At 50.4% G+C, this 23,144-nt stretch carries 26 protein-coding genes; 10 read left to right on the top strand and 16 right to left on the bottom strand.

Annotated elements, in window-relative coordinates:
* The first annotated feature begins 75 nt into the window (after positions 1-75).
* A complete protein-coding gene (locus tag LGV68_RS00495) occupies positions 76-849 on the top strand; it encodes a DUF1853 family protein (protein WP_158142677.1) in 774 nt (257 codons plus the stop codon).
* A gap of 48 nt (positions 850-897) precedes the next feature.
* Here the strand turns inward: LGV68_RS00495 and pgm are convergent, their stop codons facing one another.
* Entirely contained in the window at positions 898-2,544 is a 1,647-nt protein-coding gene (gene pgm / locus LGV68_RS00490) for a phosphoglucomutase (alpha-D-glucose-1,6-bisphosphate-dependent) (protein WP_208563851.1), read from the bottom strand.
* Between the two features lie 108 nt (positions 2,545-2,652).
* Complete coding sequence (gene seqA / locus LGV68_RS00485; RefSeq protein WP_020331205.1) at positions 2,653-3,192, bottom strand: replication initiation negative regulator SeqA; 540 nt, start codon at positions 3,190-3,192, stop codon at positions 2,653-2,655.
* 92 nt (positions 3,193-3,284) lie between these two features.
* On the opposite strand from seqA, the gene LGV68_RS00480 reads away from it, so the two are divergent.
* The 3 genes from LGV68_RS00480 (at position 3,285) to fldA (ending at position 4,986) form a co-directional block, all read left to right on the top strand.
* Entirely contained in the window at positions 3,285-4,049 is a 765-nt protein-coding gene (locus LGV68_RS00480; protein WP_020430714.1) for an alpha/beta fold hydrolase, read from the top strand.
* 133 nt (positions 4,050-4,182) lie between these two features.
* Positions 4,183-4,404 (top strand): DUF2788 domain-containing protein, encoded by a 222-nt coding sequence (locus tag LGV68_RS00475; RefSeq protein WP_020331202.1) that lies wholly within the window; start codon positions 4,183-4,185, stop codon positions 4,402-4,404.
* A gap of 54 nt (positions 4,405-4,458) precedes the next feature.
* Entirely contained in the window at positions 4,459-4,986 is a 528-nt protein-coding gene (gene fldA / locus LGV68_RS00470; protein ID WP_032080963.1) for a flavodoxin FldA, read from the top strand.
* 45 nt (positions 4,987-5,031) lie between these two features.
* Here fldA and LGV68_RS00465 read toward each other — a convergent pair whose 3' ends face one another.
* Complete coding sequence (locus LGV68_RS00465) at positions 5,032-5,721, bottom strand: LrgB family protein (protein WP_222780360.1); 690 nt, start codon at positions 5,719-5,721, stop codon at positions 5,032-5,034.
* A 9-nt stretch (positions 5,722-5,730) separates the two neighbouring features.
* Entirely contained in the window at positions 5,731-6,138 is a 408-nt protein-coding gene (locus LGV68_RS00460) for a CidA/LrgA family protein (RefSeq protein WP_038128935.1), read from the bottom strand.
* A 123-nt stretch (positions 6,139-6,261) separates the two neighbouring features.
* Between LGV68_RS00460 and LGV68_RS00455 the strand changes: the two genes are divergently transcribed.
* Positions 6,262-7,158, top strand: a complete 897-nt coding sequence (locus LGV68_RS00455; RefSeq protein WP_020331198.1) for a LysR family transcriptional regulator — start codon at positions 6,262-6,264, stop codon at positions 7,156-7,158.
* Between the two features lie 11 nt (positions 7,159-7,169).
* On the opposite strand, the gene LGV68_RS00450 is transcribed toward LGV68_RS00455, so the two are convergent.
* On the bottom strand, positions 7,170-7,700 hold the full coding sequence (locus LGV68_RS00450; RefSeq protein ID WP_020331197.1) for a DUF4442 domain-containing protein: 531 nt from the start codon (positions 7,698-7,700) through the stop codon (positions 7,170-7,172).
* A 265-nt stretch (positions 7,701-7,965) separates the two neighbouring features.
* Between LGV68_RS00450 and fcrX the strand changes: the two genes are divergently transcribed.
* On the top strand, positions 7,966-8,415 hold the full coding sequence (fcrX, locus tag LGV68_RS00445; RefSeq protein WP_020331196.1) for a ferric iron uptake transcriptional regulator FcrX: 450 nt from the start codon (positions 7,966-7,968) through the stop codon (positions 8,413-8,415).
* Positions 8,416-8,467: 52 nt separating this feature from the next.
* On the opposite strand, the gene LGV68_RS00440 is transcribed toward fcrX, so the two are convergent.
* The 3 genes from LGV68_RS00440 to fabB all read right to left on the bottom strand — a co-directional run bounded on the left by LGV68_RS00440 (position 8,468) and on the right by fabB (position 12,070).
* Complete coding sequence (locus tag LGV68_RS00440) at positions 8,468-9,481, bottom strand: aspartate-semialdehyde dehydrogenase (RefSeq protein WP_020331195.1); 1,014 nt, start codon at positions 9,479-9,481, stop codon at positions 8,468-8,470.
* Positions 9,465-10,610 carry a 4-phosphoerythronate dehydrogenase gene (locus LGV68_RS00435; RefSeq protein WP_252536031.1) on the bottom strand — a complete coding sequence of 382 codons (1,146 nt, stop codon included), beginning with the start codon at positions 10,608-10,610 and terminating at the stop codon, positions 9,465-9,467. Before LGV68_RS00435 ends, LGV68_RS00440 begins: the two co-directional genes overlap by 17 nt.
* Before the next feature lie 248 nt (positions 10,611-10,858).
* Complete coding sequence (fabB, locus tag LGV68_RS00430) at positions 10,859-12,070, bottom strand: beta-ketoacyl-ACP synthase I (RefSeq protein WP_024373835.1); 1,212 nt, start codon at positions 12,068-12,070, stop codon at positions 10,859-10,861.
* Between the two features lie 128 nt (positions 12,071-12,198).
* Between fabB and mnmC the strand changes: the two genes are divergently transcribed.
* Positions 12,199-14,217 carry a bifunctional tRNA (5-methylaminomethyl-2-thiouridine)(34)-methyltransferase MnmD/FAD-dependent 5-carboxymethylaminomethyl-2-thiouridine(34) oxidoreductase MnmC gene (gene mnmC / locus LGV68_RS00425; protein WP_252536030.1) on the top strand — a complete coding sequence of 673 codons (2,019 nt, stop codon included), beginning with the start codon at positions 12,199-12,201 and terminating at the stop codon, positions 14,215-14,217.
* Positions 14,218-14,283: 66 nt separating this feature from the next.
* Here mnmC and LGV68_RS00420 read toward each other — a convergent pair whose 3' ends face one another.
* The 3 genes from LGV68_RS00420 to LGV68_RS00410 all read right to left on the bottom strand — a co-directional run bounded on the left by LGV68_RS00420 (position 14,284) and on the right by LGV68_RS00410 (position 15,744).
* Positions 14,284-14,808, bottom strand: a complete 525-nt coding sequence (locus LGV68_RS00420; protein ID WP_020430705.1) for an NADPH-dependent FMN reductase — start codon at positions 14,806-14,808, stop codon at positions 14,284-14,286.
* 131 nt (positions 14,809-14,939) lie between these two features.
* Positions 14,940-15,203 (bottom strand): YfcL family protein, encoded by a 264-nt coding sequence (locus tag LGV68_RS00415; protein ID WP_020331191.1) that lies wholly within the window; start codon positions 15,201-15,203, stop codon positions 14,940-14,942.
* 10 nt (positions 15,204-15,213) lie between these two features.
* Positions 15,214-15,744 (bottom strand): elongation factor P hydroxylase, encoded by a 531-nt coding sequence (locus tag LGV68_RS00410; RefSeq protein ID WP_047458510.1) that lies wholly within the window; start codon positions 15,742-15,744, stop codon positions 15,214-15,216.
* A gap of 195 nt (positions 15,745-15,939) precedes the next feature.
* On the opposite strand from LGV68_RS00410, the gene LGV68_RS00405 reads away from it, so the two are divergent.
* On the top strand, positions 15,940-16,563 hold the full coding sequence (locus LGV68_RS00405; RefSeq protein ID WP_020331189.1) for a trimeric intracellular cation channel family protein: 624 nt from the start codon (positions 15,940-15,942) through the stop codon (positions 16,561-16,563).
* A gap of 45 nt (positions 16,564-16,608) precedes the next feature.
* Here the strand turns inward: LGV68_RS00405 and LGV68_RS00400 are convergent, their stop codons facing one another.
* Positions 16,609-17,343 (bottom strand): SDR family oxidoreductase, encoded by a 735-nt coding sequence (locus LGV68_RS00400; RefSeq protein ID WP_202651124.1) that lies wholly within the window; start codon positions 17,341-17,343, stop codon positions 16,609-16,611.
* A 94-nt stretch (positions 17,344-17,437) separates the two neighbouring features.
* Between LGV68_RS00400 and LGV68_RS00395 the strand changes: the two genes are divergently transcribed.
* Positions 17,438-18,364 (top strand): LysR family transcriptional regulator, encoded by a 927-nt coding sequence (locus LGV68_RS00395; RefSeq protein WP_222726405.1) that lies wholly within the window; start codon positions 17,438-17,440, stop codon positions 18,362-18,364.
* Here the strand turns inward: LGV68_RS00395 and aroC are convergent.
* Both aroC and prmB read right to left on the bottom strand, forming a co-directional pair.
* On the bottom strand, positions 18,361-19,446 hold the full coding sequence (gene aroC, locus LGV68_RS00390; RefSeq protein WP_020430698.1) for a chorismate synthase: 1,086 nt from the start codon (positions 19,444-19,446) through the stop codon (positions 18,361-18,363). The genes LGV68_RS00395 and aroC overlap by 4 nt on opposite strands.
* 172 nt (positions 19,447-19,618) lie before the next feature.
* Positions 19,619-20,551: a 50S ribosomal protein L3 N(5)-glutamine methyltransferase gene (prmB, locus tag LGV68_RS00385; RefSeq protein WP_252536029.1), complete on the bottom strand. Its 933-nt coding sequence runs from the start codon at positions 20,549-20,551 to the stop codon at positions 19,619-19,621.
* A gap of 64 nt (positions 20,552-20,615) precedes the next feature.
* On the opposite strand from prmB, the gene smrB reads away from it, so the two are divergent.
* Positions 20,616-21,170 (top strand): endonuclease SmrB, encoded by a 555-nt coding sequence (gene smrB, locus LGV68_RS00380; protein WP_020331184.1) that lies wholly within the window; start codon positions 20,616-20,618, stop codon positions 21,168-21,170.
* 38 nt (positions 21,171-21,208) lie between these two features.
* Here smrB and flhB read toward each other — a convergent pair whose 3' ends face one another.
* Both flhB and fliR read right to left on the bottom strand, forming a co-directional pair.
* Positions 21,209-22,339 (bottom strand): flagellar biosynthesis protein FlhB, encoded by a 1,131-nt coding sequence (flhB, locus tag LGV68_RS00375; protein ID WP_038128931.1) that lies wholly within the window; start codon positions 22,337-22,339, stop codon positions 21,209-21,211.
* Positions 22,340-22,357: 18 nt separating this feature from the next.
* Entirely contained in the window at positions 22,358-23,140 is a 783-nt protein-coding gene (gene fliR, locus LGV68_RS00370; protein WP_020331181.1) for a flagellar biosynthetic protein FliR, read from the bottom strand.
* Positions 23,141-23,144: the final 4 nt, after the last annotated feature.

The raw sequence follows: 23,144 nt of genomic DNA, 5'->3' as shown, positions 1-23,144 counted from the left end.
GCATAATAGTAATGGCGAGGTTATAACAATTTCAGACTAAAATGTCGAAAACGATGCAGGCGGAATGATAAAAATATGGACTTAAAACAGCTGACGGAATGGGTTGCCACGACACCACCACTTTTCGAACCGTCTCCTCCCATTGTTGGGAAAACACCCTTTATTCGAAATCTCCACGCTGAATGGCCCGCTTATCAGGGCAATCAACGTCTCGGCTTCCTCTACCAGTATTTGTGTCAACAACTGTTTACTGCTACTCCACGCTACAATGCCGTATCGGAAGAGATTCAGCTCAACGATGAAGGACGAACTCTGGGGTCGATTGATTTTATTGTCAAAAATCGCAAGACCGAGCAGTACGAACACTGGGAAGTCGCCGTTAAGTTCTATCTGCTTCATCAGGGATTGTGGTACGGACCCAACGCACAAGACCGCTTAGATCTGAAACTGGCGCACATGCTTGAGCACCAACTGCCTCTTTCTGCCAGTGATGCCTTTATTGATGCCTACCCTTTGTGGGCGCATGCCGAACAAAACCTGCTCATGCAGGGACGTCTCTACATCAACCCCTTTGAACCGGAAACGGTACCATCGGATTGCCTTGGATTTGCACTCAATTCTTCGCAAATCAACGGCTACTGGTGCTATCAGGATCAACAAGACCAGATTGAAGAACCACTCTATGCACTCACTAAAGCGCAGTGGCTGACTGGCTGCAGCGATGACTCAGAGCCATACCTTGGTGGTAACGAAGGATTTGTGCACTGCCAAACGCCATCCGGACGTTTCTGGTTTATTGTGCCAAGAAGCTGGCCGCTTGCAGAGCATGAGTTGATAGAATCGGCGTAAAGAAAAAGGCGACCACAAGGTCGCCTTTGTTATTTGCATTAACAATACTTACAGTCCGGCGTCTTTAAACACCTGATTGACGATTTCCTGCGCTTCCGCTTCGATCTGTTTCAGATGTTGCTCGCCTTTGAAGCTTTCGCAGTAAATCTTATAGATATCTTCAGTACCAGACGGACGAGCTGCAAACCAGCCGTAATCCGTGGTCACTTTCAGGCCACCGATTGCAGCGCCGTTACCCGGAGCATGCGTCAAACGCGCGGTAATCGGGTCACCTGCCAAAGTCTGAGCAGAAACCATCTCAGCTGAGAGCTTTTTCAGCACCTCTTTTTGCGGGCCATTCGCGACAGCCTGAATACGGTTGTACTGCGATTCGCCGTGCTTTGCGGCCAGTTCATCGTAGTATTGTTGTGGGTTCTTACCCGTCACAGCGGTGATTTCCGCCGCAAGCAGACACAAGATGATGCCGTCTTTGTCCGTTGACCAAGGCGTACCATCTTTGCGCAGGAACGATGCTCCGGCGCTCTCCTCACCACCAAAACCGAATTTGCCACTGTACAGGCCATCAACAAACCATTTAAAGCCCACTGGCACTTCGCACAGTTCACGGCCAAGATCGGCCACCACTTTATCAATCATCGCGCTTGATACCAGCGTCTTACCAACCGCTACATCTTTACCCCATCCGTCACGGTGACGGTAGAGATAATCGATACACACCGCCAGGAAGTGGTTTGGGTTCATCAGACCTTTTGGTGTCACGATGCCATGACGGTCATAGTCCGGGTCGTTACCAAATGCCAGATCGTATTCATCTTTCAGCGCCAGTAGGCCCGCCATCGCGTAAGGCGACGAGCAGTCCATACGCACCACGCCGTCTTTATCCAGTGACATAAACTGGAAGGTTGGATCAATCGCTTCACTCACTAAAGTGAGGTTCAGATTGTACGCCTGACCGATTTGACGCCAGTAATCAATACCGCTGCCGCCGAGCGGATCCACGCCCAGCTTCAAATTGGCTTTTTGAATCGCAGCCATATCAACCACATTGACCAGATCGTCAATGTAAGGCTTCACCAAATCAACTTGTTTAAAAAGCGGTGAGGCTTTAGCGTCGGTGATCGACACACGTTTTACGCCGCTCAAGCCTTCGGCAATCAGTTGGTTGGCGCGGTTTTCAATCGCCTGAGTCAGTTCACCTTCCGCCGGACCACCGTGCGTCGGGTTATATTTGATGCCACCGTCTTGCGGCGGGTTATGTGATGGCGTGATCACGATGCCGTCGGCTTTTTCAGCATGTTTCAGGTTGTGGGTCAGAATCGCATGTGAAATACCCGGCGTTGGCGTGTAACCATTATCTTGCTGCACAACCACTTCGATGCCATTGGCGACCAACACTTCAATCACGCTGCTGAATGCCGGTTCAGACAGGGCATGAGTGTCTTTACCGACAAAGATTGGGCCGGCAGTACCTTGAGCGGCACGCACTTCAACCACCGCCTGCGCGATGGCCAGAATATGATTTTCGTTGAAGGTGGTTTTGTCTGCGCTGCCACGATGGCCAGAAGTGCCGAACTCTACTTTATGTTTCGGATTGCTTGGGTCTGGCTGAAGAAGGTAGTAGTTTGCAACAAGTGCAGGAATATTATGCAGGTCTTGCTGTTGGGCTTTTTGTCCTGCACGCGGGTGCATTGCCATAAAGACATCCTTTCAAAATATAACGACAAATAAAAAACCTCATAATACGCAGTTTGGTTTGCATATTATGAGGTTTCAATCAGACTTTTCGTGCTCGATTGGTACAAATCAAATCGATTGGGTCACTTTCTCAATAATGTCTGCCGGGAAGTTCATGCGAATCATGACTTGCTCAATCATCTGCTGTTTGCGGCTGGTGTTATTGTTGGTGATGACCCAAAACGGTGTATTTGGAATCGCTTTAGGTTTAGTCGTTTGACCACTTGCCAGCAGGGTTTGCTCGTTATCAGCAAAGTAAACGCGCTTACGGCCTTTCACCAGCGTCGCTTCAGAAAAAGCAGCAGCATCGATGCGATGAAGAGTAGAAAGAACCAGCATAAAACGATCAACCGCTTTTTTCAGACCGGCAAATTCGTCTGAAATCAAAAGAGAGCGCATTTCTTTTACGCCATCCAGTTTCGTTTCCTGACCAGCATCTTTACTCACCACTATACCTTTAGGCACCGCTGATGCCTTAGGAGCAACAGATGCGCTTTGGCCATCCACGTTCAACAGGCGGCGCAGAATATCCGATGCGCTCTCACCAATGTGAAGGGTTTGACCTGCAATGTAACGGTATAGATCTTCATCAACCTCAATTGTTTTCATTCGCTTTTCACAATCTCAATGTTTAAACTCTGGGGGATTATAGCGAGATCTTTGCCGAGACTCTACGTTAAACCCATTACTAATAAGATAAAATGTCAGCACTTCTGAATTACAAACTTGAAGGTGAGGGTCACACCGTTGTTTTGATCCACGGTCTGTTTGGCAGTCTGGACAACCTCGGGCTACTGGCTCGCGACCTGAAAAACGACCACCAGGTCCTGAGTATCGACCTGCGTAATCACGGTCAGTCGTTTCATTCGGATGAACATAATTACGCACTGATGGCCGCCGACGTGGATCAATTGTTGACCGATCTGAACGTTCAACAAGCGACCATCATCGGCCATTCCATGGGTGGCAAAGTCGCAATGAAACTGGCTGACATCGCCGACGACAAAGTCGCCCAATTAGTCATTCTGGATATGGCGCCAGTCGCCTACACCGAACGACGCCACGAAAATGTGATTGCCGGACTTGAAGCCGTGTTGGAACAAAAGCCTTCATCACGCAGCGAAGCCATGGCGATTTTAGCCAAACATGTTGAAATTGATGGTGTGCGCCAGTTTTTGGGTAAATCGATGATGAATCAGGACAGTGTGATGGTGTGGCGTTTTAACGTCGCCGCGCTTAAAGCCAATTACGCCTATATTATGGGCTGGGAGCCTATCGCACGCTGTGACACCCCAACCTTATTTATTAAAGGCGGCGACTCCAACTATCTGACCGCCGAACATCAGCCACAAGTGCAGGCACAGTTCAGCCAAGCCAAAGCGCATGTCATTGCCAATACGGGTCACTGGTTACATGCTGAAAAGCCGACTGAAGTGCTGCGCGCGATTCGCAAATTTATCCTGTGAGGCAGCCCGCCTCACAGAGCAACCAGAGCGATTTTCTCTTCAAACAAGTGTGAAATCGGTTCTCATCCGCGCATTAACTTTGCCGTTTAACAATGGTATAGTGCGCGCAAGCAAATTGGCATAAAGGATAACCATGCTGTACGACTACATGAACATGCTCGAGTCCATCGGACTTGATCTGCTTTTTGCGTCTATTTTCTTCCTTATCGGGATGGCAATTAAAGACGTGTTAAAACAAGGTAATGTTCCGGCATTTGGCCGTCGTATTGTATGGCTTGTTCTGTTTTTAGGTTGTGCTGGCTTTATTGCCAAAGGCATTATCCAACTTAGTTGGGAAGGGACTGGCTTGGGCTGATGCCTGAGCGTTCAACCACCCGCCAACCCATTACAATTTAAAGGTAAAGACTCTATGGCAAGTGTAGGTATCTTTTTTGGTAGCGATACAGGTAACACCGAAGCTATTGCAAAGATGATTCAAAAACAACTCGGTAAAAAACTTGTTCACGTTCAAGATATCGCAAAAAGCAGCAAAGAAGACATCGACAACTTCGATCTGCTGCTGCTTGGTATCCCGACTTGGTATTACGGTGAAGCGCAATGTGACTGGGATGACTTTTTCCCAGAACTAGAAGCGATTGACTTCTCAACCAAGCTGGTTGCTATCTTTGGTTGTGGTGACCAAGAAGATTATGCAGAGTACTTCTGTGATGCGATGGGCACGGTACGTGACATCGTAGAAGCGAAAGGTGCAACGGTGGTTGGTCACTGGTCAACAGAAGGCTACGAGTTTGAAGCATCAAAAGCGCTGGTTGATGAGAACCACTTCGTGGGTCTGTGTATCGATGAAGACCGCCAGCCAGAACTGACTGAAGAGCGCGTAACCAAATGGGTTAAACAAGTTTACGAAGAGATGTGTCTGGCTGAACTTGAAGACTGATTAATGACAAACCCCCGGCTATGGCTGGGGGTTTTGCTTTCTGGACTACCAGAGAATCCTGCCAATCAGTGGCGCAATCAGTACGGTCACCATACCGGCAATCATCATCACCACACTCGATACCACCCCTTCCGAATTACCAATCTGATACGCTTTGGCGGTTCCCGCACCGTGAGCAGAAGCCCCCAAACTGGCGCCTTTGCCAAGGCGGGAGCGAATCGACAGCACGGTGAGAACGACTTCGCCCACCGCCATACCAATCACCCCAGTCAGCACCACAAACAGCGCCGTCAGATCGCTCTGACCACCAATCGATTTGGTCGCTTCAACGGCAAAAGGCGTCGTAATCGAGCGCATGGCCAAGCTCCGCTGCAACAGTTCCGGCAGCTCCAGCCAACGGGCGAGTAATACGGTCGAGCCGACCGCCACGACCACAGAAACCATCACCCCAACAAAAAGTGACAACCAGTGGCGTTGAATCAAATGGCGGTTGTCGTACACCGGAATTGCAAATGCCACCGTTGCCGGACCAAGCATCCACAACAGCCAATGAGATTCCGCCATATAATCCTGATACGGAATGTGAAATCCCATCACCACCAACACCAGCAGCAACGGCGCCAGCAGCAACGGCATCAGAAAAATCGTGCGTTTGCGGCGATAGAGCAACTTGCTGCCATAATAGAACATTAAAGTCAGCAGCAGACACAGCACACTTAACAGCGAGGAATTCATACTCATCAACTACATACTCCGCAAATGGTTGCTTTTACGACGCGCCATTTTCAGCTCGAAGCGATAGAGTTTATCGACCACCCAGGCCGTTGAACCAATCACCGCGATCGTGCTTAAAATCAGCACCACCATGATTCTCAACCCTTCTTGCTTCATCAGATCCTGATAGTTCACCACAGCGACCACCGCTGGCACGAAAAACAACAGCATCTCAGCCAGCAACCAGGTTGCTCCTTTACGTAACCAATCCACATTCACGACGTGGGTGAATACTAACGCCAGCAGCAACAACATCCCCGTCAGATTAGCCGGGATCGGCAAATGAAACTCCTTAACCAGAAAATCTGCGATAAACCAAATCAACGCCAGCACCGCAATCTGGCTCAGCGTCATCAGGCTGTTTCCTACCCGTTTCATTTTTGCCCTTCGCTTGTTTTGTGAAATTAGTCACAGTATAAGCAAGCTTAAAACCGTCATAAAATGACTTTTTATTATCAAATTCATGCCAAAATGGAATGAACCTACTTACGGATATCGACAATGGACATCAAAGCACTGCGTTATTTTGTGGAACTGGTCAATGAACAAAGCTTTACTCGCGCATCAGAAAAGCTGTTTGTCACTCAACCGACCATCAGCAAGATGATTCGCAGCCTGGAACAGGAAGTAGGCCAACCGCTGCTGCACCGTGAAGGTCGCCGCTTCTGGCTGACCGATGCCGGAGACATCGTCTTTCAACGTGCGCAAGAAATTCTGGCACATATGTCGCAGCTCGAAGCGGAGCTGGTTGATCTGAATGAATTGCAGCGCGGACATCTACGCCTCGGGATCCCGCCCATGGTGGGACATTTGTATGCAGGACTGATCCGTCAGTACCGTCAGACCTATCCAGATGTCGAAATGACGATCGTCGAATATGGCGGACGCAAAATAGAACAAGCTGTTTCAGAGGGTGACCTCGATGTGGCCGTGACTATGTTGTCTCTCAATGCAGCGCAAAACCTCAACACATTGGAGCTCGACAGCTACCCAATTTGCGCCGTGCTTCCCGACTCAGCACCTTGGCGGGATATCGAAACCGTACATTGGCAGGATCTGAAAGAAGAACCGTTTTACATCTATACCCATGAATTTACTCTGAGCGAATACATCGACAAGTTATGTCAGGAGCAAGGATTCGTTCCACAGGTGGCGGCGCGCAGCAGTCAGTGGGATTTTCTGGTTGCGTTGGTGAAGAGTGGCGTCGGCGTCGCGTTTCTTCCCGAGCCTCTGTGTCATCGAATTCAGGGGGAAGGTGTGGTTGTCAAAAGAATGACGCCTTCCATTGACTGGCAACTTGGCGTCATCTGGCACTCTGATCGTTACGTATCGCGTACCGCAGATGCCTGGATCAGCTTGTGCCGCGGCTATCGCGATCGCAAATCACCAACGGCATAAATTCCAGCAATTCAGGACATCGACTGAGAGTCAACCAGTTCACTGCCCTCTGCGCTGTCGTCAGCTTCACGAAACTTCGGTTTCTTGCGCACATACAGCTTGCGATGTACTTCAGACACCACTTCACCATGGGCATTTTTCACATGGATGATGAACTCTGGGAAACATTTATCCCCGCAAGCGGTGGCGCTCAGAATCGCGTCCAACTGCTGCTGAGGAATCAGAAACTCAGCATATAAATCGGTGTGGCCGGGTTTGATAAAGTTAATGCTGGCCTCTTTGTCCCACACATAGTATTGCTCGCCTAAAATGCCCATGAGCATCAACGAGTAAACCGGGTCAGTCAGAGAGAAAATGCTGCCGCCATATTGCGAGCGGTTCGCATTTTTATTCCACCAGCGCAACTTGAGGCGCATGCGCGCTTCACGAAAATCTTCACTGATGGATTCAATCTTAATCCCCGCCCCCCAGAACGGCGGCCAGCTATTCAGCGCCCACTTCACAATATTTGGTTTATATAGCTTTGCCAGAGTTTTATTCATGCTTTCCGTGCCTTAGACTCTATCTCATTACGCTACGCCTCGACTCAAATGGATTGGGTCAATCAGCAAGGACGTAGACTTAACATCCGGTTAATGTTAAACAATTGTAACTGGTCAGAGCTCGTATCGCAGTGATATCGCGCGGCTTTACGAAAAATAATAGTAACCCCTTGAACTTCGTGGTTTATTGTTCGCTGTGACTAACCTATAATGTTGGACAACATTGACTTCTGTTAACTACCGCAGATCATCAACGGGAAAGTATATGTCAGACAATAACCAAGCGCTAAAGGATGCTGGTCTTAAAGTTACCCTTCCACGGCTAAAGATTTTAGAAGTATTACAGCAGCCTGAGTGCCAACATATTAGTGCTGAAGAGCTGTACAAAAAGCTGATTGATCTCGGTGAAGAGATTGGCCTTGCGACAGTTTATCGAGTCCTAAACCAATTTGATGATGCCGGTATCGTGACACGCCATCACTTTGAAGGCGGCAAATCAGTATTCGAACTGTCGACTCAGCATCACCATGATCACCTGGTGTGCCTCGACTGTGGTGAAGTAATTGAATTCTCAGATGACCTGATCGAACAGCGTCAAAAAGAGATTGCTTCACAATACAACGTACAACTGACCAACCACAGTTTGTACCTGTACGGCAAATGCGCGGACGGCAGTTGTAAAGACAACCCAGACGCTCATAAGTCGAAGAAATAACTATAAAAAAACCACCGCTAGCGGTGGTTTTTTTCATTCTGGCTGAAGGCCATTAGAAGTAATCACGAATCAACACTTCGGCAATCTGCACCGCGTTAGTCGCAGCGCCTTTGCGAACGTTATCCGCCACAACCCACATGTTGATACCGCTATGGTGGCTGATGTCGTTACGGATACGGCCAACCATTACATGATCTTTACCACCAGCATCGCGAACCTGAGTCGGGAAATCTTCACCTTGGAACACTTCTACACCTTCCGTTTGTGACAGCAGTTCAATCACCTGTTCGGCATCAATCGGAGAGCTGGTTTCAACATGCAGCGCTTCCGCGTGACCAAAGAACACTGGCACACGCACACACGTTGGGTTGACCATAATTGAAGGATCGTTGAAGATTTTTTGAGTTTCCCAAACCATCTTCATCTCTTCTTTGGTGTAACCGTTATCCATAAACACATCGATTTGTGGAATACAGTTAAACGCAATTTGCTGACTGAAGGCTTTGTTCTCAGCTGGGATACCGTTAAGTAGCTTCGCCGTCTGGCCAGCCAGCTCATCAATACCCGCTTTACCTGCGCCCGATACCGACTGGTAAGTCGTCACGTTGATACGCTCAATGCCTACCGCATCGTAAATCGGTTTCAATGCGACCAACATCTGAATGGTCGAACAATTCGGGTTAGCAATGATATTGCGGTTACGGAACTCAGCAATGGCTTCAGGGTTCACTTCAGGCACAACCAGAGGAATATCGTAGTCGTAACGGAAGTGCGACGTGTTGTCGATCACCACTACACCCGCATCAGCGGCAATTGGCGCCCACTGTGCTGACAAGTCACCACCAGCTGAAAACAGCGCGATGTGTGCCTGTGACCAATCAAACTCTTCCACGTTTTGCACACGGACCGTTTTACCATTGAAACGGTAAGTTTTACCTTCGCTGCGCTCACTCGCCAGCAGGTATAATTCACCGACAGGAAACTTACGCTCCTGCAGCACTTCCAACATCGTTTCACCGACGGCACCTGTTGCACCGAAGATTGCAACATTAAATACTTGGCTCATTCGTTACCTCAATTTTAAAACCTAATTTCGCCAGCGGCTCCAGATTACAGGTCGCATCGCCAACGAGTGTGATCGCGCTATACTCACGTCTGTCCCAATATTGTTTACGCATTTGGTCAAACGCGCCAGGTTTGTGTATTTCGCGACGGAACAGAGCGTCATCACGACGCACATCATAAATCAGTTGCGTTAAACTCAGCAGCGTTGCTTCATCCCAGGCTCTGTCCAGGGTCACTTCCGGCACAGGAGCCACCGGCAACAATGCTGACGGATTTGCCCACAGTGAATTTCCTAAGAATTCGCAATAGCTGTTAAAAATCATGGTGGTTCCGCGCGCTTTGCCTTCCAGGCCATAACCCGCAACATGCGGAGTGGCAAACGCCAACAGCGGCAGCAGTTCCATATCCACCTGCGGTTCAAACTCAAACACATCCAAAGCGGCTGTGAAGCCATCAGCTTTCTGCAGACGGGCTTTCAGCGCATCGTTGTCGACAATCGGGCCACGAGCGGCGTTGATCAGAATTTGGTCGCTACGCAAATTGTTCAGCACAGTACTGTCAATCAGATGATGAGTTGGCCACTCACCTTCGCGAGTGATTGGCGTGTGCAGCGTGATCACATCGGACTCACTCAACAGGACATCCAACGGCGTAAATTCACGGCTGTCGCCTTGCGCTTGCTTCGGTGGATCGTTGAGCAACACATTGATGCCCATCCCGGTCAGGCACTCTGACAAGTAAGTCCCCACCTGCCCGGCGCCAATGATACCAACGGTTTTATCAAATACCGAGAAGCCCTGTTGCTGAGAAAGCACCATCAGCACGCTGAACACGTACTCCGCCACGCCGACTTTGTTGCAGCCCGGAGCAGCAGTAAAGAAAATACCACGCTCTTCCAGCAGCGCCTGGTCAACATGATCCATACCTGCAGTGGCAGTGCCGACGAATTTCAGTTTGTTGGCTTTACTAATCAGCGCCTCGTTCACTTTGGTTACAGAACGAATCATCAGCGCATCCACATCCACCAAGTCGTCTGCCGTTAAGATTCGGCCCGGTTTCAGTACCACCTCACCCAGTTGGCTGAACAGCTCAACGGCATAAGGCATGTTTTCGTCGATCACAATTTTCATAACGGAGTTCACACTATTTGTATTGACAAGTTGTTGTGTTAGCGAGTTTGCAAGGCATTGTGCAGAAAAGCACTCCCGGTGTCGAGAGCTAAACGAGAGGAAATAAAAATGCCCGATGGCAATCTCGCCACCGGGCAATATCCAGAACAAAAGGATCCTATCCCGCTCTCCATGGGACAGAGTCTGCGTCTGTTCGACCAGCTAAGCTGATCAGTTCTGGAAACCTTTTACCTAAGGGTATGAGGTTATTAACCTTGGTACTTTTTGATCACTAGCGTTGCGTTAGTGCCACCAAAACCAAAGCTATTCGACATGACTGTCGTTAACTCTTGCTCACGCATTTCTGTCACGATATCCAGACCTTGCGCTGCGTCATCCAGGTTTTCAACGTTGATGCTTGGTGCAATAAAGCCGTGATGCAGCATCAGAGTTGAGTAAATGGCTTCGTGTACACCCGCCGCACCCAGAGCGTGACCTGTCATCGCCTTAGTTGCAGAGATTGCAGGGCTGTTGCCGCCGAATACTTGTTGAATCGCGCCAAGCTCTTTCACGTCACCTACTGGAGTAGAAGTACCGTGCGTATTCACGTAATCCACACCGTCAACGTGTTGCATTGCCATCTGCATACAACGCACTGCACCTTCACCAGAAGGAGCAACCATGTCGTAGCCGTCAGATGTCGCGCCGTAACCTACGATTTCACCGTAGATTTTCGCACCACGAGCCAGAGCGTGTTCCAGTTCCTCAACCACGACCATACCGCCGCCGCCAGAGATAACGAAACCATCGCGGTCTGCATCGTAAGTACGAGACGCTTTTTGTGGCATGTCGTTGTATTTCGTTGACAGAGCGCCCATCGCGTCGAACATCATGGTCAGTGACCAATCCAGCTCTTCACCGCCGCCTGCAAAAACGATGTCTTGTTTGCCCAGTTGGATCAGCTCCATCGCGTTACCGATACAGTGCGCAGAAGTGGCACATGCAGAGCTGATTGAGTAGTTCACACCACGGATTTTAAATGGAGTCGCCAGACACGCTGAAACGGTCGAAGACATTGTACGAGGTACCATGTAAGGACCAACACGCTTCACGCCTTTCTCACGCAGAGTATCCACCGCGACCACCTGGTTCATAGAAGACGCACCGCCTGAGCCGGCGATGATACCAGTACGATCGTTTGATACTTGCTCTGGAGTCAGGCCCGCATCCGCGATAGCTTGTTCCATAGATAGGTATGCGTACGCCGCAGCATCACCCATAAAACGCATCTGTTTACGGTCAATGTGCTCAGCAGGATTGATCTTCAGGTCGCCCCACACTTGAGAACGTAGGCCTTGCTCTTTGAACTGCTCAGAGGCATTGATACCTGATTTACCCGCTTTTAGAGACGCTAAAACTTCTTCGACGTTGTTACCGATACTTGAAACAATACCCATACCGGTGATTACGACTCGTTTCATGTGACATTCCTATAATTCAAAATTTCGCTAAATGATAACGAAGAAGAACAACAAAAGTGGTCAGCTTTCCCATAAATCCGTACAATCTCGGCCCATATTTCCGCCAGATATCATGGAATTCATCGATTATGACATCCATTACACACGCGCAGCTCGGCTGGAACGAAGTCGGCACCCCGGTTTCAGACCAGTTTGACGATGTTTATTTCTCCAACGTCAATGGGTTGGAAGAGACCCGCTATGTGTTTCTGACTCAGAATCATCTCCCGCAAAGATGGCATGAATATGACCAGCGCCGTTTTGTTGTCGCAGAGACAGGTTTTGGAACCGGCCTCAACTTCCTCGCCTTATGGCAATGGTTCGACAAGTTTAGACAGCAAAACCCGCAAGCGACACTGAAATCGTTACATTTCATCAGTTTTGAGAAATACCCGCTCAGCAAAAGCGATCTCATCAAAGCTCATGAGTCCTGGCCGGAACTGGCTGACTATGCCAAACAACTGCACGAGTACTACCCGATTGCCGTCCCTGAGTGTCACCGCATCGTGCTGGCAGACGGAGCTGTCACTCTCGATCTCTGGTTTGGTGATATCAAAGACTGCATGCCGAAAGTGCCGGTGTCTGATCACGGTATCGTTGATGCCTGGTTCCTGGATGGGTTTGCGCCGAGCAAAAACCCGGAAATGTGGAATCAGAACCTGTTCAACGGCATGGCTAAAATGGCCAAACAGGATTGTACCTGCGCCACCTTTACCTCGGCGGGTTTCGTCCGCCGCGGCTTAATCGAAGCTGGCTTTGCGATGAAAAAAGTCAAAGGTTTCGGCACCAAACGGGAAATGATTGCTGGCGCTCTGACCGAGAAACGGCCCGACAGTAACATTAAACCCTGGTATAAGCTCAATAGCTTAACTGACGTTAATGATGTCGCAATTATTGGTGGTGGCATTGCCAGTGCTGCGTTGGCCAAAGCACTCAGCGAACGCGACATTCACGTCACTTTGTATTGCGAAGACAGTGAACCGGCGCAAGGCGCGTCAGGCAATCGTCAGGGCGCAGTGTACCCGCTCCTGAACGGAGAGCACCAAGGCGTCTCGCGCGTCTTCGCTCCAGCGTTTCTTTACTCCCGTCAATTCGCGGAGAAAGCGGCGCAGCACATTCAATTTGATCATGACTGGTGCGGCGTCACCCAATTGATGTGGGATGACAAATCAGCCGTCAAACTCAACAAAATGCTCAACGGTGAATTTTCGGCAGAGTTAGTGACCAAACTCGACGCGAAGCAAACTTCAGCGATGATGGGGCTGCCTGTCTCGGTTGAGAGCGTTCATTATCCGTTAGGTGGCTGGTTGTGCCCAGCTCAGTTAACACAAAGTTTGTTAGCCAAGCTGAGAGAGGAAGGAAAATTAACCGCCCATTTCAATCACCGCGTGACTGCGCTGAATTGGGATGCGAAGCAACGCTTGTGGCAGTTACAATTTGCCGAACATCAGGTTGCGCATCAGTGTGTGATTTTGGCCAATGGCCATCAGTTTGATGGCTTTGCACAAACTCAATCCCTGCCGCTGGGTAAAGTCAAAGGTCAGGTCAGCCACATTCCGACCAACGATACGCTTAAGCAACTCAAAACCGTATTGTGCTACGACGGCTATATGACGCCGTACAACCCGGCTTCCGGGACACATTGCATCGGTGCCAGCTACGATCGTGATCACCTCGATTGCGAATTTGACGCCGCTGCGCAAATCGAAAATGGCGCACGTTTAAGCCATTGTGTCACCGACCAGGCTTGGCCGATTCAGGTCGACACATCAGGTAACGAATCCCGTCAGGGCATTCGTTGTGTCAGCCGCGATCATCTGCCATTTGTCGGCAGTATTGGTGATATGGAAGCAATCCTCAACCAGTATCAGGATCTGGTAAAACAAAACGAACAGGATGTCGAACCGGTTGCGAACTATCCGCAACTGTACGGCTTGCTGGGACTCGGCTCTCGCGGCCTGAGCTCCGCACCATTGCTGGCCGAAGTTCTGGCCTCCATCATTTGCGGTGACCCATTACCACTGCCTCTCGATGTGATGGAGACACTGCACCCAAGCCGCATGTGGGTACGACGTCTGCGCAAAGGCAAAGCCATCAGCGAAAAATAACCGCCGTCAGACAGCAAAAAGCCTCGCTACCGCGAGGCTTTTTCATATTCAATTCGAAGGGCTCACTTATGCCAGCTTCGCGACCGCTTGTTTCAGTTCGGCATTCACGGCTTCATCCGTTATTTTACCTGCTTCTAGATCAAAGACGTTATAGAAGTTGGGTACTGACACTGACGCTTTCACGTTGCCCGCAAAGAAAGGGGCTGAACCTACTGCTGCGGCCAAGACAGATTGCGCACCACCAGGGCCTGGTGACGTTGCCAGATAAACGGCAGGTTTGTTCTTGAACACTTCGCGATCGATACGGGTTGCCCAGTCAAACAGGTTTTTGTACGCCGCAGGGTAGTGGCCATTGTGCTCGGCGAAAGAAATCACAAACGCATCAGCCTGAGACAAATCGCGCAGGAAGCCCTGTGCGCCTTCGGCATGACCGATCTCTTTTTCCAGATCTTCACTGAACATCGGAACGTTGTAATTGTTGATATCCAGAACCTGAACTTCAGCTCCGTCGATGAGATTGGCTGCATATGTTGCCAAAGCTTTGTTGATTGATGTTGAGCTAGTGCTAGCTCCAAATGCGATAACTTTCATGCTGATAACCCTCAGTGCTCGTTTGATGTTGTTAGATTAAACATTCGCCACCAAGGTAACAATCGCAAAAATTATAAGGAGTCATTCAAATAAATTGAATGACTCCTTATAGGCAACCTTTAAGACTCGAATCAGGCCTGAGCGGCCAGTTCACGCCACAGATCAGAAACAATGACACGATCAGCCGGATTCAGTTCAGAGCGCGCCGCTTCCAGGCTCTGCTCAATGCGGTTTTTCAACTCTTCCACGTCCTGCACGCCGTCGTCTTCACACGCCGCTGCCGATAACGAGATATGACCACGCAGATAGCCACCAGCAAACAGTTCATCGTCTGATGCTGTTGCAATTCGGGTATCAATCAGCTCAAGGAGTTTTTCTTCAAATTCAATAATCATGCTTATCTCGTTACTTCACAATAAATTGGTCTGGAGCCAGTGGGGCAATGTGGTAGAAAGCACGCAGTGCGTTCGACAGCATGCTCACCCGCTGTGGTAGTCCTGCGTCTAAAATACTCAGTACTTCTTGATGTACCTTGCGCATAAACGCCAATCGGTCAGGCTCAAAATCGCCGTTAAGGTTGTCACAACTGACCGTAAAAGGAAAGCCTGCACTCAGCGACAAAATCCACTCATACGCCTGCGGGCGAACTTCCACTTTCTCAAACTGCGCCTGAACCGCTTCGGTGCGACCATCCGGCTCATACCAGTAGCCAAAATCTTCCAGCAGGCGCCGCTGTGGTCCGGCGACACACCAGTGAGCAATCTCATGCAACGCCGAAGCGTAAAACCCGCGTGCGAAAACGATACGGTGATGCGGCACTGTCTCATCGGCAGGCAGATAAATAGGCTCATCGCCCCCCAGTTCTAACTTAGTGTTGAACGGGGCAAAGAAAGTATCGTTAAAAATGGTGATTAAATCTGTGTAGTGGTGAGTCATAACATTATGGCTAAAGGTCGTCGACGCGGTGCATTCTCGCGATTTTTTCGTCCCGGGTAAAGGATTGCAACTAGGTTCATTAGTTTTAGTAATCCAGCAAACGGTTTCTTTGCACAAAATCTCATTCGTCAATTGCCCCCTTTCCCTCTACACTTGCGCCTTTTGCGGCGCACACGATTCATAGGGTCTTTTTCGATGCTTTTGAGTGTTTTATATATTATCGGGATTACCGCGGAAGCCATGACAGGCGCATTAAGCGCAGGCCGACGCAAAATGGATTGGTTTGGAGTCATGCTGGTTGCCAGCGCTACCGCGATTGGCGGTGGCACCGTTAGGGATATTTTGCTGGGTCACTATCCGCTCGGTTGGGTTAAGAATCCGGAGTTTCTGGCGATCACGTGTATCGCTGGTGTCCTGACCACCGGGATCTACAAATGGGTCATTAAACTCAAAGGATTGTTTATTCGTTTGGATGCGCTGGGGCTGATCGTGTTTAGTATCATCGGCACCAAAATCGCCATGGGGATGGGGCATCACGCGATGATCTGTATGGTCTCCGCGCTGGTGACGGGTGTGTTTGGTGGCCTGCTGCGCGATTTAATCTGTCGTCAACAACCGCTGGTGCTGCACGATGAGTTGTACGCCTCGGTGACACTGGTTGCCTCTGGCCTGTATCTGGCGATGTTGGAACTGGGCGTCAATGATGTTACCAGCACCATCGTGACCTTGGTGGTCGGCTATACGCTGCGCATGGCTGCCGTGCGCTTCAAATGGCGTTTGCCATCGTTCCATCTGGAAACGGAAAACTCACTGCACTGAGCTTATGCTGAACGATAAAAACGCCCTCATTTGAGGGCGTTTTATTTACAGATTCATTCCGGCATCAATCAGCAGTTTAGCATGGCGCATACCCAGTGAACCGTCACTGAGTAAAAAGCGAATCGACGGCACGATATCTTCCGGCATCAAGATACGCCCTAGCGGCGTCGATGCCATCCACTGATGCAATTCGGCAATTTGTGTATCGTCCATCCCCGATTTACCTTGAATTTCGGTGGCTGTCACTCCCGGTTGTACCGAGTTGATGCGAATCCCTCTGTCTGCCAGATCGAGGCTCATTCCGGCCATCAAGCCTTCAAGTGCCGATTTGCTGGCCATATAGAAACTGGAGTGCGCAAACGCTTTTTCCACCACCAGACTTGAGATCACCACCAGGCTCGCACCATGGTTTAATACAGGCAGCAGTGCCTGAATCGTAAAGAAAGTCCCTTTGACGTTGATATCAAAGGTGTGATCAAACGCTTCTTCGCTGGATTCGCCGATGATGTTGGGCTGATACACGCCAGCATTTAATACCGCGCCATCCAGTAGCCAGCTTTCTCGTTGCAACATGTCCCCCAGAGCCTGAATATCAGACAGTTTACCGTTGTCTGCGACCACCCAGTGCAAATCTCCGGAGAGTGACTGGGCTACCTCAGCCAACTTTTCTGCGCTTCTTCCCGTGATAATGACGCGATCTCCCTGCTCCAGGAGCGCTCGGGTTGTCGCTAAGCCAATTCCGGCGCTACCACCGGTAACCAAATACGTTTTCTGTTTCATAAGCTCTCCTTAGTGGACAGCGACTAGAATATGCGCTTTTATACATTCCAATAAGGCACCAATAATTCAACTCAAAGTTTCCAAAAGAGAACTTATGAACATCAACCAACGTATTCTGAATCTGCTTCCTTTGCTACATCAAGTGATTGAGCAAGGTAGCTTTCAACGAGCGGCTCAGCAATTACGCCTTCCACGTTCGTCAGTCAGCAAGAAAATCGTCCAACTCGAAGAGCTGTTAGGCCAACCGGTGCTGCATCGGACGACGCGGCAATTGCGTCTCACCGAACTCGGCCAAGAATTGCTGGAGCTCAGCCATGGGCTACCCTCCTTGCTTGGAGACATTGACGCTCTGATTGACAGCGCCAGCTCTGCCCCATCGGGCACGGTAAAAATCAGTTGTGCGACCCTGTTTGGCCAGCAAGTGGTCATTCCTGAGATTCATGCGCTGCGCCAGTTGTATCCCAACATTACGCTTGAACTGAATTTCGACGACAACTTTACCGATCTGATTGACCAACAAATCGATATCGCCATTCGCGTCGGACACCTGCCGGATTCACAGCAGGTCGCCAAGAAAATAGGACACAAGCGACGTTGTTTCGCCGCCAGCCCCGGCTATCTCAGCCGCTTTGGTGTACCTACTCATCCTGAACAACTGACGAAGCATCAATGTCTTGTTTTTAAACCACGTAGTGGTGCTCACGACCACTGGTCGTTTCAGGAAAAAGGTGAGGATACGGTGGTTTCTGTTGCCGTACCTGCAAGTCTGGCGACGGATGACGTACGAAGTTTGATCGATCTCGCCATGCTGGATAACGGGGTTATCTATGCCGATCTGACGTTGTTACGGCCATGGCTGGCAAAGGGAGATTTGGTTGAAGTACTTAAGGAGTTTGTGCCTGCGGAGCAAGAGCCGATTCAACTGCTCTGCATTGGGCGCTCCAGTCGTAGCCGGGCGGCAACGACAATCTGGGAGGAGCTGGCTAAGCGGCTACCTCCCAAATTAAACAGTAATGATTAAATCACTGGTGTTTCGGTGTGTACACCGTGGTTCTGGCCACGGTGACGCAGCAGATGATCCAGCAGCACGATCGCCAGCATCGCTTCAGCGATGGGCACCGCACGAATACCCACACACGGATCATGACGACCTTTGGTGATCAACTGAGTCGCTTCACCAGTGCGAGTAATCGTATCACCGGGAACCGTGATGCTTGATGTTGGTTTAAGGGCAATGTTTGCCACTACATCCTGCCCCGTTGAAATACCGCCAAGAATGCCGCCGGCATGATTGCTGGCAAAGCCTTCCGGGGTCAGAGGGTCACGATGCTGGCTACCTTTCTGATTCACCACATCAAAACCGTCACCGATTTCCACGCCTTTTACCGCGTTGATGCTCATCAGTGCGTGAGCGATATCGGCATCCAGACGATCAAACACTGGCTCACCGAGACCCACAGGCACATTGGTTGCCACAACCTGAATCTTGGCACCAATCGAATCACCTTCTTTTTTCAGGTCACGGATCAGTTGGTCAAACGCGTCAACTTTATCTACATCCGGACAAAAGAACGCGTTGTTGTCGATCTCATTCCAGTCCACTTTGTCGATCGACACATCGCCCATCTGTGACAGATAAGCGCGAATCTCAACGCCGAATTCCTGCTTGAGGTATTTCTTGGCAATGCCGCCAGCCGCCACGCGCATCGCAGTTTCACGCGCCGACGAACGGCCGCCGCCACGGTAATCACGAATGCCGTATTTCTGATGGTAGGTGTAGTCCGCATGACCCGGACGGAACTTGTCTTTAATGTCGGAATAATCTTTGGAGCGTTGATCGGTGTTTTCAATCAGCAGACCAATTGACGTGCCTGTGGTTTTACCTTCAAACACACCCGATAGGATTTTCACTTCATCCGGCTCACGACGCTGTGTGGTATAGCGTGACGTGCCAGGACGGCGGCGATCCAAATCCACCTGCAAATCTGCTTCACTGATCTCTAAGCCCGGAGGGCAACCGTCAACGATACATCCCAGTGCGATACCGTGACTTTCTCCGAATGTCGTCACTCGGAAATGTTGTCCGATACTGTTTCCTGCCATTACTTCCTCAAATTAGGTTTCCGCAAGCCTGAACGTTTGGCTCACGGTACACATTACAATTCTTCGTGGATTCATAGTCGCTTTATTACGAAATGATGTAAAGCCCCAAAATCGAACAATTTCGCGAGGTACAAAAAAGCCGGCACAGTGGCCGGCTTTACCGTCTGTTTACTTAGTCGCGGTAGAGCGAGAAATCGCTCGCACACTCAACCAGCTGTTCGCGGGTCAGCAGGAACACGCCGTGACCGCCGTTCTCGAACTCCAGCCAGGTAAATGGAATATGCGGGTATTGATCCATCAGGTGAATCATTGAGTTACCCACTTCACACACCAGAATACCTTTTTTAGTCAGATAGTGTGGCGCGTTCGCCAGAATGCGTCGCACCAGTTTCAGGCCGTCAGTACCCGCAGCCAGACCCAGTTCAGGCTCATGCTTGAACTCATCCGGCAGGCTGTTCATGTCTTCCTGATCCACATACGGCGGGTTCGTCACGATGATGTCGTACTGCTCTTTAGGCAGATCACGGAACAGATCCGAACGAATCGGAAAGACTTGCTGCTCCAGACCATGGTCCTGAATGTTCTGCTCTGCGACCTGCAGCGCATCGGCGGAAATATCAATCGCGTCGACTTCCGCATCCGGGAAAGCGTGCGCACACGCAATCGCGATACAGCCACTTCCGGTACAAAGGTCCATGATGCGGCTAGGTTCATTCACCAGCCAAGGTTCAAACTGAGCTTGAATCAGTTCGCCAATCGGTGAACGCGGCACCAGCACACGCTCATCAACGAAGAATTCCAGGCCACAGAACCAAGCTTTGTTCGTCAGGTAAGCCACTGGTGTGCGGTCTTTGATTCGCTTAATGACACGTTCAACCACGCGCAGGCGTTCGCTGCTGGTCAAACGAGAGTTCAACACATGAGGAGGCACGTCAATCGGCAAATACAGAGTTGGCAGGATCAGTTGAACCGCTTCATCCCATGCGTTATCGGTGCCGTGACCGTAAAATAAATTCGCAGCATTAAAGCGGCTAACCGTCCAACGAATCATATCTTGAAGCGTATGCAGCTCAGAAACCGCTTCATCTACAAAAATCTTATCCAAAATTGCCTCCGAAAAGCGCTACAATACTGCCAATTCCGATTAACAACAGAATATCTATTCCCTAATGAGCAAAAAAGACACCGATTTCAACGACGATCATGAATTCGATGCTGATGACGATTTCGCTTTATTTCAGGATGCAGTAAAGGGCGTTAAAAAGTTTTCGCAGGATACCATAATCCAGCAGCCAAACAGAAACCCCAAACAAAAAGAAATCCGCCGTAGCGCACGTGAAGCGAGCGACAACGACTTCTATTTTTCAGATGAGTTTGTTCCGGTATTGAGCGATGAAGGGCCGACACGCTATGCGCGCGGAGATGTATCGAAGTATGAAGTAAAAAGATTACGTCGTGGCGTGTACGTGCCGGACGTATTCCTTGATATGCACGGCATGACGCAACAGGAAGCCAAACGTGAACTGGGCGCGATGATCGCCTACTGCATTAAAGAAGGCGTGCATTGTGCCTGCGTGCAGCACGGCATCGGCAAGCACATTCTTAAACAGAAAGTGCCGCTTTGGCTGGCGCAGCATCCGGATGTGCTGGCATTCCACCAAGCTCCACTCGAGTTTGGCGGTGATGGTGCCCTGCTGGTGCTGCTGTCGATCCCGGAGAAATAACACAACGCCCCAAGTTTGGGGCGTTGTCGTTGATGGCGTTAGTAGCGCATATCCGGCGGAATCGGCATATTCTCTTCTTTGAGATGCGGACGCTGACCACCTTTACGGCGGTATTGTTTCAACTGGAACACGTACGCCAGCACCTGAGCCACCGCGACAAACAAACCGTCCGGAATTTCCTGCTCCAATTCGGTGGTGTGATACAACGCGCGAGCGAGCGGCGGTGCGGGGACAATCATGATTTCGTGTTCGCGGGCCACTTCGCGAATCTTCAGTGCCAGATGGTCTATACCTTTGGCCACCACGACCGGTGCTCTGTCGCTATTTTGTTTGTAGCGCAAGGCGACCGAGAAGTGATCCGGGTTGGTGATGATGACATCGGCCTGCGGCACATCCGCCATCATACGACGCTGCGCCGCTTCTCGTTGCAGCATACGAATCCGGCCTTTGACTTCCGGCTTACCTTCGGTGTCTTTGTATTCGTCTTTCACTTCCTGTTTGGTCATTTTCAGTTGGTTGGCGTGTTGCCAGATCTGAAACGGCACGTCGATCGCCACCACCACCAACAGTGAGCAGCTAATCAGCAAGACGAAGTTAAGCAGGATATCCAGCGCGTGAAAGATGTTTTGCGGGAAGATATCCAGACTGAGCTGAAACAGATCTTCCTTTGACGCTTCAATCAGATAAAACGCCACGCCCGCCACCAGCAGTACTTTGAGAATGGATTTCAGCAGTTCCACCCAGCTTTGTAAGCCGAACATTCGCTTAAGGCCGCTGAGCGGGTTCATTTTCGACAGCTTGGGCATCGCCGCTTCCGCAGAGAAACTGACGCCGCCCACCCCTGCCGCACCAATCAGCGCCGCAATAAACAGGGTAATCAGAATCAGCAGCAGCGGCAGCAGTAAATTCACCATCGCACCGGAGACGATATCGAACAGCTTGTTGACGTCGAAGATCTCTTCGCGACTCAGGTTGAACAGGCGGCCCATGGCCGAATACAGCCCGCGCGCCAGTGCGTCACCGAACCACATCAGTGACAATGCGCCCACCACCAATACTGAGACCGACGCCAACTCCTTCGAACGCGCAACCTGACCCTTTTCCCGAGCCTGTTGCAACCTTCGGGGCGTGGCCTCTTCGGTCCTTTCTTGTCCGTCTGATTCTGCCAATTCAGCCTCCTAAACGCGTCAACAATCGAGACGTATCAGGCGGCACACTTGCTGCTCGCCCTCTGTCCAGAATAGCTCATAGTGCGTATAGAGTCCGCTGATGATGTACCAACACAGCAGCAGGCCAACCAGCAGCGCAAACGCAAAACCCAGTGAGAATATATTCAATTGCGGCGCAGCACGCGTCATCACACCAAACGACAAGTTAACGGTGAGCAGCGCGACAATGCCGGACAGCGACATACTCAGCGCGACCTTAAACATGATACCGAGCCACAGTGAGAGTTCGCGAAAATCGACTGCCGTCAGCGTTCCGGTACCAATCGGCAAGCTCTTGAAGCTCAGCACCAGCAGATGAATCATCTTAAGGTGACCATCACTGGCAAGGAAAAACAGCGTGGCCAGAAACATAAACAACTGGCCCAGCAGCGGCGTGTTTTGTCCGTTGGCCGGGTCAACCATGGACGCAAACCCCAGACTCGACTGCATACCGAGAATCTGACCAAGCATAACGAAGGTTTGAATCATAAACTGCGTCACCATGCCCATCGCCACCCCGATAATGAGTTGATTGAGCGTGGTCAGGAAACCGTTAAACGACAGCAGTTCAAGATCTTCAGGCACTTGCGGAATCGCAGGCATCACAGCCAGCGTGATCGCCAACCCCAGATAGAGGCGGATGCGGGTAGAGACAAAGCGTGCACCGGTGACCGACATCACCATCAACATGGCGGAGATGCGGGCATAAGGCCAGAAGTAGTTGGCGATGAAGTCGAGGACGACGCTGGTTGGGTACTCCATAAGC

Source organism: Vibrio sp. LQ2 (assembly GCF_023920125.1).
In the GTDB taxonomy this organism is placed as follows: Bacteria; Pseudomonadota; Gammaproteobacteria; order Enterobacterales; family Vibrionaceae; genus Vibrio; species Vibrio fluvialis.
This window is presented reverse-complemented; position numbering and strand designations above follow the sequence as displayed.